A 15,774-nucleotide genomic window follows, 5' to 3' on the forward strand; every position below is an offset into this window, starting at 1 on the left:
ATGGCTTACGTTTTAACCAACGTAGGTGAGTTCCTTAGAAGTGTGGGTGAAAGGCAGACTCCCGTCGGCTGTGACATGGATACAGTCTTCGATCCGCACACCGGCCACACCAGGAATGTAAATCCCGGGTTCAATAGAGAAGCACATGCCGGGTTCGAGAACTAACTTGTTGCCTTCCATGATGGAAGGAAATTCGTGGTCACTCATGCCCATTCCGTGACCGGTCCGGTGGATGAAGTATTCACCGTAGCCGGCCTTGGTGATAATGTCTCGAGCAATTTTGTCGACTTCTTCAGCGGTCATGCCGGGCTTAACAGCAGCCTGAGCGGTTAGCTGCGCTTCTAAACAAACGTCGTAGATTTCTTTTTCCTTAGCGGTTGGCGTCCCTAAGGCGACGGTCCGAGATGCATCGGAGATGTAACCGTCATAGACTGTCCCTAAGTCGAAAAGTACCAGTTCGTTGTTTTGGAATTTAGTATCGTTGGTGGCACCGTGTGGTTCGGCGGCATGGGCCCCGGCTTGAACCAGGCTACCGAAGGACATTTCCATAATGCCTTCCTTCATCAACGCATACTGCAATTCGGCGACGGCAGACTCTTCAGTCCGGCCGGCCTTAACCGCGGCGAAACCATGCTCAAAGGCAAAGTCGTCCCACTTACCGGCGATTTCCAGTTTCTTAATCTCGTCGGCGGACTTGATCAACCGCATGTGTTCAATGTAGCTGGTAATATCGATGTCGAATTGAGGGTTACTAAATTGAGCGGCAAGGGCTTCCATCCGAGCAACTTGCAATTGGCCTTTTTCCACGGCGATGTGGGTGGGGTCAACGTGGCGTTGCTTAACTTGGTCCGCAATCATCGCCCATGGGTTCTCGTGATCCAGGTAGCCGATGACGGGAAATTGCCAACCGGTGGCCTTAATGACTTCTACTTCGAGGGCCGGGGCGAAAATAAAGGGGTCCTGGTCGGGGAAGACGACGAGGGCGAGCACCCGTTCGATGGGGTCGCTACCGAAGCCGGTTAAGTATTGGATGGTCTTGGGGTTACTAAGGTAAGTCATACTAGCGTGCTGTTCTGCTGTCCACTGCTGAATCTGTTCAAGTTTAGTCATTGAATCACCCCTTCAAAATATTGGGTTAATTATACCATATCGTAGAATGAAGCTTGAATAATCGTGGAAATTAAGGTATTCTTCTATGTGAAAGCGTTTTCAATGTTGCGTGAAAGTAAGAGATTCTGTATACTAGTCAAGTTGCTTGAAAACGGATGAAAACGACTCAAAACAAGAAAGAAAGGGCTATCGCTATGGAAAAACAAACTGTAACAATTTACGATGTTGCGCGCGAAGCAGCGGTATCCATGGCCACGGTTTCCCGAGTGGTTAATGGTAATCCCAACGTTAAGCCAGCGACACGCAAGAAGGTTCTCGAAGTGATTGATCGCCTCGACTACCGGCCAAATGCTGTTGCTCGTGGCCTCGCTAGCAAGAAGACCACCACGGTTGGGGTCATTATTCCTGACGTCACCAATGCCTATTTCTCGTCACTAGCACGGGGGATCGATGATATCGCGATGATGTATAAATATAACATCATCTTGACGAACTCCGATGAAAACGGGGGTAAAGAGGTTCAAGTTCTCAATACCTTAATGGCCAAACAAGTTGATGGAATCATCTTTATGGGTAACCAGGTGACCGATGAACTCCGTGAGGAATTCAAGCGATCTAAGGCTCCCGTTGTTTTGGCAGGTTCCGTTGATTCGGAAAAAACGCAGCCTAGTGTCAACATTGATTACATTGCTGCAGTTGCGGAAGCCGTTAAGAACCTAATCGATCACGGTAACCAGCGGATCGCCTTTGTCTCGGGTTCAATGGACCAGGCGATCAATCACGATTACCGGCTTAAGGGGTACAAGAAGGCCTTGAAGGATGCTGGTATCAGCTACGACAGTAAGTTGGTCTTTGAGACCGACTACACTTACAAGGCGGGTCAGTCCTTAGAGCCTGCCCTGACGGCAGCGGGTGCCACGGCGGCTTTCGTTGGTGACGACGAATTGGCCGCGGGAGTCATGAATGGGCTGACCGATGCTGGGGTTAAGGTTCCAGATGAATTTGAAGTCATCACGAGCAATGATACCAAGTTAACGGAATTGGTGCGGCCTAAGATGAGTTCCATCACCCAACCACTCTATGACATTGGAGCCGTTGCGATGCGATTGCTGACCAAATTAATGAATAATGAAACGGTTGAAGAGAACACGGTCATTTTGCCCTATGGGTTAATGAAGCGCAGTTCGACGAAGTAGACCGATCTATGAAAAACGTTGTCGTGAAAGCGACAGCGTTTTTTATTGAAGAAAATCGGGCGACGGTGTGAAAAGTCGATGAAAAAGTATAAATTTTCATGTGATTAAGTCCGCCTTGACCTTTCGGGAAAAGGAATATGCTAAAATAGTGGACAAATCATTTTATGCGATGAGGAGGTGCAGAGTTTGGAAACACAGAGTCGAATGGCCCGTTACCATGCAGATGAAGCGACGCCCCAACAATCGGGGCCGACAACGACCTATCAACGGCGACCGGGATTGGATCGCTGGTTGGCGTTATTACTTGCCGTCTTAACGCTGACTCTGGGCTTGCGCTTTACCGTGTTTAACGCGTCTTATACAGCCGGGGTCGTCTCACGGTCATCCGTCGGCGAAAAGGTCATCAACCGCTTAAATGATGATCTGGAGGAATTAGGCGTCACCGGAAGTCCAGTGACCCCCGGTATTGCGGAGCCCTTCTTGGCACAAGGCATTGAACGGCTCTACGGTCAGCCGGTGATTGCGGTGGACACGACCGATCTGACCACTGCGATTAAGACGCAAGCTGCCCAAACTGGTGTGACTGCCAGTGATAGCTTAACGAAACGGGTGAGCCAAGCTGCTCAGAGACAGACGAGGGCGACCCTAAATTCCGCATCGATGTTGGCGACGATGACGCGGGTTCAATTGCTGCAGAAGCTGAATCTGTGGATCATGATCGCCAGTGCTTTATTGGCCATTGTGACTCTTATTTATGCAGTGGGGATGCATCACTTTCTCGGCAGTCTGGGGCCGGCGCTCAGCGTCGGTGGGTTCTTGGCTGGTCTGGTTAGCACCGGGGGACTTTTCCTGGTACCATTTGTCATGACATCAACGAGTAAGCTAGCGACTCAGCTCATGAGTACGGTGTCCCGTAGTGGGCTCAGCGTGATCATTTTCGTTGGTGTCGTTGAGATCGTACTCGGGCTGTTGGTGATGCTTGGTCATCGAGCTTTTCGTCGTGAATAATCATTTGTATATGAATAGGAAATAACCGTAAAAAGTTCACCCATTAAGCAATTGATTAAGGGGTGAACTTTTTTGTGTTCGTGAATATTTCTTGCATTTATTGATTGACCCACCGGCTTACTGGATATATTATATTAATCAAGGATTTAATGAGTAAACTGAAATTTGGAAGAATTGGTTGGCTATTTGGTAATGTTTAGAGACAAACTTGGTTGCACAAATGACTATTAGTTGCACTCAGGTATTAAGGTATTAAAATGCCATGTTGAGGAACATAAACCGTTGATTTAAAATTTGTCAGGATTATGAGGACTGGTCAGCCCGCTATTTGAGAGGAGCACATCAACGATGGAAACAAAACGACACTTTAAGATGTACAAGGATGGGAAGCACTGGGTTTTTGCTGCCATCACAGTTGCAACGATTGGCCTCGGAACACTTGCGGGCCAAGACGTTTCGGCACATGCTGATACCGCAACGGGGCGTACAACAAGTAGTCAAACAGCGGCTGAAACTTCAGAAAATGATGCCAAGCAAGCCACATTAGGTTCCGTAGCGACTAATAATGGAACAACCGATGACTCCGTTACCGATACCGGCACCGGGAGTGATTCTGGCAACGAGGCAGGAACCGTTACTGGTGATAACGGGACTAATACGGGTAGCTTAGGCACGGGTGGCGGCGCCGGTGAGAATACCGGCAGCTTAAGCAATGATGCGACCGGTTCCAATGGTTCCGATACTGGAAGTGGTTCCGGGACGGTTAACGATAACGGTTCGACGGGTACCAACGACGGCACCGGTTCCGGCTCCGGGAGCAATGACGGCACCGTTGATGAATCTAACACGTCTGACCTGAACACATCGGGCGCTACGGAGAAGAACACCGATGGGAGTTCCGTTGACGTTAACGCAATCAAGATTCAAGCTCTGGATGCCGAGGCACCAGCGGACAACAGCGGGTTTACCTATACGGCACATGATGATGGTACGGCAACCCTTGATGGCTTGAACAAGGTCTTTGAAGGCGATACCATGGTTATTCCGGGGACGGCCGAGATCAGTACGGATGGCGGCACCACCTACCAGACCTATAAAGTGACAGATATTGCCGGTGGTGCTTTTGCCGCGGGTACTGGCATGATGGATAATGTCACCAAGGTGGTCATTAGTGACGGCATTCAAACGATTGGTGATAATGCGTTTGCTTACCTGAAAAATTTACAGGTGGTGGACCTGAGTGAAAATCATTCTTTAACTACGATTGGTGATCAGGCCTTTGTTATGAGTGGTTTGACTTCGATCGATCTGCCAGCGACGGTCACGACGATTAGTGATGGGGCCTTTCAAGGTACCCAACTGACGAGTGTGGTGATGTCGGCTTCACTGACGAGTATCGGTGACAAGGCCTTTATGTACACGCCACTGACTAGCGTGGATTTCAGCTCGGCCACTAATCTGACGACAATTGGCAATGAGGCCTTTACTAGTGCCCACCTAACCACGTTAACCTTGCCAGACAGTGTGACGAGTATTGGTGATCAGGCATTTGAATACAATAATTTGCAATCCGTGAAGCTTTCCAAGGATCTGAATGCCATTGGCTCGTTGGCCTTTGCCAGTAATGCGGAATTAGCCAACGTGGACTTTTCCGCCGCAAATGTTCTTGCTAACATCGGGGATGGCGCCTTTATGAATGATGGCTTGACGACCTTGGATATTCCAAGTGCCACGACCATTGGCAACGGTGCCTTCTCAGGTAATAGCGCCTTAACCGCGGTTAACCTGGGAGCAGGTGTTCAAACGATTGGTAATTCTGCTTTTTCTGAATACACGTCGGCGGATGGTTCCGTTATTGGTGGGGATGACACTGGCTTAACGGCGGTGACTCTAGGAAGTAACGTCACCAGCATTGGTGATAGTGCCTTTGCCCGGGCTAAGCAATTGACCACTTTGACGATTCCTAGCGATAGTCAATTAACGACTATTGGAAATAACAGCTTTTATGGTAGCAGCTTGACTTCCGTTATTTTTCCAGCCACGCTGACCTCAATTGGGGATGGTGCCTTCGAGTCTAATCTAAATTTGGCTGACGTGACGTTTACGAGTGGTGCTAGTGATCCCGATCTGACGATTGGGGCGGCGTCCTTCGCCTACGATGGTCATTTGACGACCATGAACCTGCCGGCTAACTTGGTCTCCATCGGTGATAGTGCCTTTGCTGCCGATAATTTAAAAGACGCCGATGGCAACGCTGCCGGTGGTCTGACGACAGTGACCTTTGGTGATGGCAGTCGGTTGACCACGGTTGGGGACAATGCGTTCATTTATGACACTGCACTGACCGACATTACCTTGCCGGATACGGTGACCATCATTGGTAAGCAGGCCTTCTTGGCGAACTCGGCACTGACTAACTTTGTGCTTCCTGCTGGATTAGTAACGCTGGGCAACAATGCATTTACCTATGATGACAATTTGAAGACGGTTGATACCAGCAAGGTCACTAAGCTGGCGTCGATTGGTACCGGGACCTTTGAATATTCTGGCGTAGAGGGATCAGGCACGACGAATGCCGATGGTGAACCAGTCTTTGATATTCCAGAAAGCGTGACGAACATTGGTGACTTTGCCTTTGCCGGCAGCCATCTGCAAAATGTGACGCTTCCTGCCGGATTAACCTCGATTGGTGAAGGGGCCTTCACCTACAACGACCTCGGCGGCAGTATCGATCTGCCAGAAACGGTGACGAGTGTTGGCACTAAGGCCTTTTATGGGAACCAAATCAATAGTATCAATGTGCCAACGAGTGCTTCGGTTGGGACAGACGCGTTTAGTTACAACCGGATCACGGCGTTGACGTCGGGTACCGGTGATAGCTCACTGGCGCTTAACCAATATGCGGCCTACTTCGGTAGTCCTGCTGATGTGACGATTGATTCCTTATTCGATACTCACGTTGGAAATCTGACGAACAAGGACCTGCTGGTGTCAGCATTGACCAATGGCGTGACCTATAACACCGCCGATGGCACATTTAATATTCCTACTGGAACGTCCGGATTTAAGTTTGACTGGTCGCTGAATGACTCCCAAGGAAATACGTATGCCGGGGCCTACCAAGTGGTTTTAAACGACCCAGACATCAAGGTTGTCGATGGGCAAGCCTGGTACATGGATAATTGGACGCCAGAACAAAACTTTATTAGTGCGGAACAATCGGACGGAACGAGCATTAGTTATAACGATTTAACGGTGACGATCAAGAATGCGGCCGGTGACGACGTGGTCGCCGACCAAGTCACGCAAACGCCTGGCGTTTACAAGGTCACCTACAGCTACAAAGGCAGCACGTCGCAAACGATTACGCTGACCGTTTCCAAGCGTCAAGGGACGTACACCTTATCCGGGAATCAAGTGGTGACGTACACGGGGACCACGCCAACGATCGATGCCAGTGACTACCAACTGAAGCTGTCCGACGGGTTTGTCTACATTCTTAAAGACGGCGACCTGGAGTTGATTCCAACTAGTGACTCGAATGCCAATAGTTTGCTGGATTCCGTTGGGGCCACCACGCTGAGCACGGTCCCGAACGTTGGGACGTACCAGGTTGTCTTGAACCCTGACGCTATCGAGCGAGTTCAAAATGAAGCAACAGCAGCAAGTACCTTTGATTGGACAGAGAGTAGCGATTCCAATGCGACTTTAAGCATCAACCCAGCAAAGGTTACCATCAGCATTACTGGCGGTAATCAAACGAAGGTAGCAGGGACAGACGATCCTGAAGTGAGCTATACCGTGACTGACAACAGTGATGATACTGGAACGCCAATCGTAGACTTTCCGTTAACGGTTACGATTACTCGGGCTCCTGGTCAAACAGTTGGTCAATATGCTTACAATTTATCGGTTGAACCCAGTGAGAACTATACCGTGACCTACGACCAAGCATTTCTGACTATCACGGCGGCAACGCCAACGCTGACGGGTAAGGAAGCCACGATTACGGTTGGAGATGCAACGCCAACGGCCAGCACTTTCGGTGCCACCGCCACGGATATCAATGCCCAACCAGTTGCGGCTGACCAAATTACCCTTGATCTACAGGGGGCCAATCTGACCGTACCGGGCACGTACCCCGTTATCCTGAGTTACGGTGGACAGACGGTCACGGTTAACCTGATTGTCAAGGCGGCCACTACCGGTGGTAATGGTGGTTCTGGTGATAATGGATCGGGAACTGTTGATCCAACAGATCCAACAGATCCGACAGACCCAACCGATCCAGTCAAGCCGGATCAGTCGGGTGATGGCGGTCATGTGATTAATGACAAGGGCGTTCGTGAACCGAATACGGCCGTTAAACCGGGTCAATCAGCCAAGCGACCAGTTGCTGAATATCTGAACTTGCACAATGCTGGATCGGCGGCAACAATCCAATTGATTCATCATGATGGCGCTGCTGCACAAACCAATGCAGGGCACAGCGTCAAGGCGAAGGGGTCAACTGACTTGGCGGCCGGTACCGATAAGACGGCCACAATGTTGCCACAAACCAACGACGGGCAAACGCCTTGGTGGTCAGCCCTAGGACTGGCGTTAGGAAGCTTTAGCTTGATTGGTTGGCGGAAACGGCGTCACAATTAAGGCCATTCAGTTAGGCAATCTCATCGAAAACTCATAATTAAAAAGATCCGTGGACGGTTTCGCCGGGCACGGGTCTTTTTTGATGATCATGATTCAGGTTGGTGGACTAGGGGCAATGGTAAACACTATTATATCAGGATTTATAAAAAGCGATTACGGTGAAAATGTTTTTATACTGAAACAACACAAGCCGAAATCTTCGCACACATATCCAACTTACACGTAATGTGCAAAGCACGATTTGCTAGAAAAATGCGTGAGCAATTTCTCATAAACCGTCTCTCAAGACTGATATTGCTTGATTTGTCCTATGATTCCACTCTGAAATATGCTATAGTAACATTAAATGAGGAAGCCAAAAGTAAACGGGGTGTTTGAAATGAATAAAACTTTGCAGAGAGTGACAGTTTCCGGGTTAACGTTACTATTACTAGGTGGTATCGTAACCCCAAGTGTTGCCAGTGCTGATACGACTAACTCAGCCACTGTGGCAACAACCAAAACGACTAATGCTGATAGTGAAACGTTCAAGATTGGGCAATTTGAATTACCATATACGACGGTCATTACAAATGACGGCAGTCAGCAGTATCCTTGGTTTTCAAAGCTCCCACAGACAGTTAAAACTAGTCAACTCCTGGATGAGGACTATCAGGATGAGATGTTTGCTTTTTATCCAGAGGACTCCAGTGATCCCTATAGGACAAACTTAATGATCAGACAGAAATTTAATGAAGTAGTGAACATCTTAAGGGGACAATCCGACACAAGTTATAGGGGTTCTGAAGGGCTTATAGATCAAGGCTACGATCAGCTGCCGGAAGAGGCACATGCAGGCCTTAGTAAGTTAGATTATGCCTTATACAATGCTTCAGCCAACGTGATACTCGGGTTTAATCTAAAATGGCTCACCAAGTATCAGGATGGTGAAGCGACCCAACAAGAGATATTTGATGCGTTTGAGAAAGAGGTTAAGCCGCTGTTTAGTGGTACGAATGACATGGTTCAATCTGAGGTTAACGTTAACGAGAACCTATACGATCCAGCAAAAACAGATGGAGACACGTTTAAGACGACGGTAAAGGCTTTGTTGCCGACTACTAAGACCAAGGCTGGTTTAAATGATGTGCCTAATGATCAGCTTAAGCAAATCAATTTGCCGGGAACTTTGAAAGCGTCATTGAGAGCACAAAATCGGCCAGTTATGACCTATATGAAGACGTTGAGCGATGGTATTGTTCAGGCGGATGGTGCCTTTAGCGGTGGCATAATAATTCTTAAAATTGGTCCGGATGCTGAGACAACTGACCCCACACCAACACCAGCCACTAGCCAAGCTGTGACGGTTCACTACGTCGAGTCGACAACGATGGCAACACGATTGCCACCGACAAGACGTTGACTGGTAAGCTGGGTGATGACTATAAGGCCGATGCCCCAGCCATCGACGGCTACAAGTTAACTAAGACACCGGACAACGCTACTGGAAAGTTTACCAGTTCCAAGCAGTCTGTGACCTTTACCTACACTCCACAAATCCAAACGGGTTCTGCGGGCGCTACGATTGCGCCTAGAGGTAGTGTGGTATACGCCACCAAGAAGATCGGTCTGTACAAGAAGGCCAACTTTACCAAGAAGACGCGGACACAGTGGTATCACAAGAAGACTCGGACTAACCGGCCAATGTTTGTGGTCACTGGTTATGCTTCAGCTAAGAACGGCGCTGGTCGTTACAAGGTCAAGGACGTTAACCACCACAGCAAGACGGCAGGGAAGACGGGCTATGTAACCGCCAACGCGAAATACACGGTGCCGGTTTACTACCAAAATAAGCAGAGCAAAATCACGGTCATTAACCCTCGTGGTATCAACGCCTACAGTAAGAAGACGTTGAAACACAAGAAAGCCCATTACAAGCAGGGGCAAGTCCTCAAGGTTAAGAAGATCGTGTCTAGCCGCCTAACAACGCGCTTTGTTTTGAGTAACGGTCGCTACATTACCGCCAACAAGCAACTCGTTCAGGCTGGGAAGAAGACCATGCCGAAGCAAGTGCGCATCAAGCGCGGGGTTAACCGTTATCAAACAGCTAACCTAACTAAGCGCAACCGGCATTACGCTGCTGGGACCACGCTGAAGGTTAAGGGTTGGGCATACTCGAACGCCAATGATTTTAGTAAAGGTGATGCCTTACGCTACAAGGTTAGTGGGGGGTATATTACCGCCAACCAGCATTTAGTACGGACAGTTAAATAATTGGAAAAAAGGTTCGGCGTTTGCCGGATCTTTTTTTATGCTTTGGCGGTTCGTAAATAGTGATAAAAAGGATTAGCAGTGGCTCATTGTTACGGCCGTTAATCACCCGATTACCACGGCTTTCTAAATTTGTCGGGTAGAATGTTAGAAGAATTAACTATGAAAACTAGGGCCCGGAGAAGCGCTTTACCGGTCTTTTTATTAAAATTTAGATAGCGAATATCATTCATTGTATGCTATACTGCTACTAGATAAGGATGATAAAAGTAAATGGGGTGAGCTAAATGAATCACACAGTTAAAAGACTGACGGTTTCAGGTCTGACACTGTTGTTATTAGGGGGGCTCGTTAGCCCAGTCGTTGCCAGTGCTGATACGACTAGCTCGGCGGTGCCAACGACTCAGGCGAAGACGGCCCAGGCAGAACAAACCTATGCGATCAAGGCGGTAGAGATGCCGTATACGTTGATGAGCGGGAAGGACGGCGATGTGAAGGTTTACTGGTTCCCTAAGTGGCCAGATACCTTGACGGCCGCTCAGGCCAAGCAGACGGACTATTTACAGCATCTGGCTGACATGTACCCAAGTATTTCTGGTGCGCGAGATGCTCTGGACAACTACGGACAACTGATGATTGATGTGTCCGTTAAGCCAGGGGAAACGTTTGCGGAATTCGAATATCGTCTGATGCAAGAGAGGGGCGAGCTCGAGCCAGGCGAGAGTGTAGAGAGCTACTTGCAGGCTCAAGAATCCAATGCGTACAGTCAGGCTTGGTTAATTAGTGAAATTGGTAAATATTTATCGGGATCCATTTCTCGTGATGAGCTGAAAGCCAGTTACGAAAAGAATTTACGGCCGCGGATGCTGCTCGTGCAGGGTGGTGAGGATCAGGTGGGCCAAATGGACCAGATTTTTGCGATGAATGACGATGATTTCAAGGCGATGATGACGGTCTTCCAGCAAAGCATGATTAGTGGTGGCTTTCTAAATGATTATCCTAAAGACAAACTACTTGAGATCGATCCAGATGCAACGGCACAGAAGGTTCGGCAACGATTGAGTCAACCGATGTCGGATTACCTGATGCGTCAACCTGATGGCTCCTATCGGATGGATGGGGCGTTGCAAACCGGGTTCAAGACGTTTAGTTCTTGGTTTGAAAACGTGGTGACACCACCGGATACTGAGAAGCCATCGCCAGCGGTCAGTCAACCGGTCACGGTGCGCTACGTGGATGCTAAGGGTAAGCGATTAGCCGCCGACAAGACCTTTAATGGTAAGCTGGGAGCTAATTATCAGGCGACTGCGGTAACCATTGATGGCTACAAGCTGATTCAGACACCAGATAATGCCAAGGGGCAGTTTACCGGTGCGAAGCAAACCGTGACCTACGTCTATGAACCTGATGTTAGGAGCGGGTCCGCCGGGGCGACGGTTGCCCCAAAGGGAACCGTGATCTATGCGACTAAGAAGATTGGTCTCTATAACCAGGCCACGTTCACTAAAAAGTCTCGGACTCAATGGTACCAGAAGAAGTCACGGATTAACCGACCGATGTTTGTGGTTACCGGGTACGCGACCTCCAAGCATGGAGCCGACCGCTACCGGGTTAAGGACGTCAATCATCATAGTAAAACGGCCGGGAAGACCGGTTATGTGACGGCCAATTCGGCTTACACGGCACCGGTCTATTACGGGGCTACGCATAGCCGGGTCACGGTAATTAATCCTAAGGGCATTAATGCGTACAGCAAGAAATCCCTTAAGGGGAAAACATCTCATTACAAGCAAGGACAGGTATTAAAGGTTAAGCAGATTGTATCGCATAACTTAACCACGCGATACGTACTCAGCAATGGGCGGTATATCACCGCCAACAAGCAGCTGGTTAAGGCGGGGAAGCAGCAATCAGCGAAATCAATTCGGGTTCAACGCGGGATCAACCGCTATGGAACTGGTAATTTGACCAAGAAGAATGGTCATTATCGTCGGGGCCAGGTCGTGAAGGTGTCCGGTTGGACCTACTCGAATGCTGACAACTTTGGCAAGGGTGACACCTTACGTTATCAAGTTAAGGGTGGCTATGTGACCGCCAATAGTCGTTACGTGAAAGCCATGCGGTAAAGAATAAAATAGGTTTTAAATACTCGCTGGTCGACAGCCTTTCGGAATGGTAGGAGGGTTGTCGACCAGTTTTTGTTTGGTCTGAATGGACAATGACTGATGGAGCGGCGGTTGTTCGTCGACACAAAAAAGCACAATCAGGTCGATGGCATCGAGGTGATTGTGCTTTGAGGGAGCGTGATGGACTTACATCAAAATCTTTGAGAGAAAGTCTTTAGCCCGATCCGTTTGGGGATTGCTGAAGAACTCTTCGGGTGTGTTGTTTTCTTGAATATAACCATCAGCCATGAACCAAACCTTGTCGGCTACGGACTTGGCAAAGCCCATTTCGTGGGTGACGACTACCATCGTCATGCCTTGATTGGCTAGCTCTTGCATCACGCTGAGAACTTCCCCGACCATTTCGGGGTCGAGGGCTGAGGTTGGTTCATCAAACAGCATGACCTTGGGATTCATTGCCAGGGCCCGGGCGATGGCCACCCGTTGAGCCTGACCACCGGAAAGGCTACTTGGGAACGCATCTGCATGGTCATCCAGGTTGACCTGGGATAGTAGCTCGTGTGCTAACTTCGTGGCGGCCGCATCATCCAGGTGTTTAACCTTCATAGGAGCCAATTTGATATTTTCCAAGACCGTCATATTTGGGAAGAGGTTAAAGCCTTGGAAGACCATGCCCATTTCTTCCCGTAATTCGTTGACCTTCTTGGTATCTAGGGTCGTTAAGTTCTGACCGTCGAAGTCAACTTCACCACTGGTAGGCGTTTCAAGGAGGTTTAAGCACCGTAAGAAGGTACTCTTACCACCACCGGAAGGACCAATGACGACGATGACCTGGCCGGGGTTAACTTGTTCTGTGATGTCCTTTAAGACGTCGTTTTTGCCAAAGCTCTTGGCGAGGTTCTTAACCTCAATAATCGGTTTAGTCATGTTGCATTCTCCTTTCGAAGTAATTTAGAATCCGTGAAGCCGTGAAGGTCAGGATAAAGTATAAGACCATGATAACGGCGATAGGGGCAACCCCACGGTAGGTGTCGGACCGAACAATGTTACTTTGGAAGATCAGTTCGGAAACACCGATAATGGAAACAATGGAACTATCTTTAATTAAGGTAATAAATTCGTTGCCCAATGAAGGCCAAATGTTCTTCAAGGCTTGTGGCAGGACCACGTAACGCATCGTGGCGCCACCGGACATTCCTAGGCTCCGGGCAGCTTCTGTTTGACCGGAATCAACCGAGTTAATCCCACCCCGAATGTATTCAGCCACATACGCACCAGAGTTCAATGAAATAGCGATAATCCCGGAGGTGAGGGCCGGCAGGTTAACGATGAGGCCTAAGCCGAAGTAGACAAACATGACTTGAACCATCATTGGCGTACCCCGAATGAACTCAACGTAGGCCGTTGCCAACCACCGCAGGCCCGTCCGTAAGACGCCACCGTCACCCATCCGAGCGAGGGCGAGGATAACGCCGAGGATAAAGCCGAAGAAGACGGAGCAGACCGTGATGATTAAGGTGTACTTAATCCCGGTTAGGAAGGCCTTCCAGTAGTGCCACATGCTCGTGTTAACGGTGTTGGTCTTTAAGTATTTACCAGCTTCGGGCAGGTAGGTCTTGTTGACCAGGTTTTGCTGCTTGATTTGGTCGACGGACTTGTTAGCCTTGTTGACCAGAGCCGTGGAACCCTTAGCGAAGGCAACTGAGGCACTGGTATCGGAGGCACTTAGGTCGAAGTTGCTGGGAATAGCAGCTAGTTCCTTGTTGTTAGCCACGTAGGCTTGAGCGGAAGGTTTTTCCATTGCAACCCCTTGAATCTTGTGACTCTGCAGGGCCAAGATCAGGTCGGAAACGGATGTCATCCCTTTGACCTTGGTGCCACTGGTCTGCTTCTTGGATTCGTTGTACATGGTTGACCCCGTTTGAGCCCCAATGGTCTTACCGACGAAGGAATCCTTATCCTTATAAATACCCTTATCGTTCTTATTGATGACGATGCTGTACCCACCTTGATAGTAGGTATGGGAGAAGTCCACACTCTTCTTTCGAGCGGGAGTTGGGTTCATCCCGGAGATGACCATGTCAACCTTACCCGTTTGCAGGGCCACTAATAAGGAATCGAAGGACATGGACTTAACCACGAGCTTGACGCCTAAATCCTTGGCAATCTTCTTACCGACGGCCACGTCCATCCCAACAACTTGGCTCTTGCCGTGTACCGTCGCTTGGAATTCATAAGGTGGGTAGTCCGGGGAGGTCCCCATGACTAACGTGCCCTTCTTCTCAACCTTGGTTAGCGAGTTGTCGGTTGCGGCGTGGGCAGTCGTACTGGTGATGGCCGTCATGCCGGTAACGAGTGACAACAACAATGCGAAGAATAAAATCACTCTCTTTTTCATATAATGGCTCCTCTACTTTAATTGATGTTACCAGTATAACGATGATTGTTTATTTATGCAAGATTTAATTTTGAAATTCGTCATTTATGCATAAAATATACGGATATTCGGTGGGACAACCCTATAATTAGGCATGGGTCGACTGAATTATATACATTTTTATGAAAGGGATGAATCGCGAACTATCTGATTGATAGAATGGTCACTAAGTGCTAATATAGACGGTGTCTGTTTTATACGGATATCTATAAAATTTTAGAAAAGAGGAGTTACGATGTCAGGACATTCTAAATGGCATAACATCCAGGGCCGGAAAAATGCTCAGGATGCAAAACGTGGAAAAATTTTCCAAAAAATCTCACGTGATTTGTACCAAGCTGCAAAAGCAGGTGGTCCTGATCCCGACGGTAACCCTCAACTTCGTTTGGAAATGGACAAGGCGCGGGCAGCTAACATGCCTAAGGACAACATCAAACGGGCTTTAGATAAGGCCTCTGGTCTTGGTGGCGCCAAGTTCGAAGAAATCACCTACGAAGGCTACGGTCCTGCCGGGACAGCAATCATGGTTGCTGCCTTAACGGATAACAAGAACCGGACGGCTGCTGCTGTTCGTTCTGCCTTCACGCACCACGGTGGCGCTCTTGGTGCAGCAGGTTCCGTTTCATACATGTTTGATCGTAAGGGCTTCATTGTTATCTTACGTGACGGCTTAGACACGGATGAAGATACGATGTTGATGGATGCATTAGACGCCGGGGCGGACGACATGGAAACCACGGATGACGAATTCAAAATCTATACGGACCCTTCAAGCGAAGTAGCCGTACGTGATGCATTACAAGATAAGGGCTACTCATTGGACACTGCCGAAGTTCGGATGTTCCCTCAAAACACAACCGAAGTGCCTGAAAACAAGGCACCACAGTACCAAGGTTTAATTGAAGAACTTGAAAACAACGACGATGTTTCCGATATTTATGAAGCAGCTGTCTTACCTGATAGTGTTGAATAGGATTTTAAAAGGAAGGCCTACGGT

10 protein-coding genes are annotated in these 15,774 nt (G+C 48.8%); 7 read left to right on the plus strand and 3 right to left on the minus strand.

What is annotated here, in order from left to right; all coding sequences use genetic code 11:
- Nucleotides 1-12 precede the first annotated feature (12 nt).
- Nucleotides 13-1,110, minus strand: a complete 1,098-nt coding sequence (locus LSE01S_RS06080; RefSeq protein ID WP_061776738.1) for a M24 family metallopeptidase — start codon at nucleotides 1,108-1,110, stop codon at nucleotides 13-15.
- Nucleotides 1,111-1,304: 194 nt separating this feature from the next.
- Between LSE01S_RS06080 and ccpA the strand changes: the two genes are divergently transcribed.
- The 6 genes from ccpA to LSE01S_RS06110 all read left to right on the plus strand — a co-directional run bounded on the left by ccpA (nucleotide 1,305) and on the right by LSE01S_RS06110 (nucleotide 12,340).
- Nucleotides 1,305-2,306: a catabolite control protein A gene (ccpA, locus tag LSE01S_RS06085; RefSeq protein ID WP_061776739.1), complete on the plus strand. Its 1,002-nt coding sequence runs from the start codon at nucleotides 1,305-1,307 to the stop codon at nucleotides 2,304-2,306.
- Nucleotides 2,307-2,483: 177 nt separating this feature from the next.
- Nucleotides 2,484-3,314, plus strand: coding sequence for a hypothetical protein (locus tag LSE01S_RS06090; RefSeq protein ID WP_235808309.1), 831 nt, complete (start codon nucleotides 2,484-2,486; stop codon nucleotides 3,312-3,314).
- Between the two features lie 348 nt (nucleotides 3,315-3,662).
- Nucleotides 3,663-7,964, plus strand: coding sequence for a leucine-rich repeat protein (locus LSE01S_RS06095; RefSeq protein WP_061776740.1), 4,302 nt, complete (start codon nucleotides 3,663-3,665; stop codon nucleotides 7,962-7,964).
- Nucleotides 7,965-8,343: 379 nt separating this feature from the next.
- Nucleotides 8,344-9,366 (plus strand): hypothetical protein, encoded by a 1,023-nt coding sequence (locus LSE01S_RS06100; protein WP_061776741.1) that lies wholly within the window; start codon nucleotides 8,344-8,346, stop codon nucleotides 9,364-9,366.
- Nucleotides 9,363-10,217 carry a DUF5776 domain-containing protein gene (locus tag LSE01S_RS06105; protein WP_061776742.1) on the plus strand — a complete coding sequence of 285 codons (855 nt, stop codon included), beginning with the start codon at nucleotides 9,363-9,365 and terminating at the stop codon, nucleotides 10,215-10,217. The genes LSE01S_RS06100 and LSE01S_RS06105 overlap by 4 nt, the downstream gene beginning before the upstream one ends.
- A 284-nt stretch (nucleotides 10,218-10,501) precedes the next feature.
- Nucleotides 10,502-12,340 (plus strand): DUF5776 domain-containing protein, encoded by a 1,839-nt coding sequence (locus tag LSE01S_RS06110; protein ID WP_061776743.1) that lies wholly within the window; start codon nucleotides 10,502-10,504, stop codon nucleotides 12,338-12,340.
- A gap of 186 nt (nucleotides 12,341-12,526) precedes the next feature.
- Here the strand turns inward: LSE01S_RS06110 and LSE01S_RS06115 are convergent, their stop codons facing one another.
- Both LSE01S_RS06115 and LSE01S_RS06120 read right to left on the minus strand, forming a co-directional pair.
- Nucleotides 12,527-13,267 carry an amino acid ABC transporter ATP-binding protein gene (locus LSE01S_RS06115; RefSeq protein ID WP_061776744.1) on the minus strand — a complete coding sequence of 247 codons (741 nt, stop codon included), beginning with the start codon at nucleotides 13,265-13,267 and terminating at the stop codon, nucleotides 12,527-12,529.
- Complete coding sequence (locus LSE01S_RS06120) at nucleotides 13,260-14,738, minus strand: ABC transporter substrate-binding protein/permease (protein WP_061776745.1); 1,479 nt, start codon at nucleotides 14,736-14,738, stop codon at nucleotides 13,260-13,262. The genes LSE01S_RS06115 and LSE01S_RS06120 overlap by 8 nt, the downstream gene beginning before the upstream one ends.
- 274 nt (nucleotides 14,739-15,012) lie before the next feature.
- Here LSE01S_RS06120 and LSE01S_RS06125 point away from each other — a divergent pair, with 274 nt between their 5' ends.
- On the plus strand, nucleotides 15,013-15,750 hold the full coding sequence (locus LSE01S_RS06125) for a YebC/PmpR family DNA-binding transcriptional regulator (RefSeq protein ID WP_061776746.1): 738 nt from the start codon (nucleotides 15,013-15,015) through the stop codon (nucleotides 15,748-15,750).
- Nucleotides 15,751-15,774 lie beyond the last annotated feature (24 nt).

The sequence above is a fragment of the Levilactobacillus senmaizukei DSM 21775 = NBRC 103853 genome (assembly GCF_001592085.1).
Lineage (GTDB): Bacteria > Bacillota > Bacilli > Lactobacillales > Lactobacillaceae > Levilactobacillus > Levilactobacillus senmaizukei.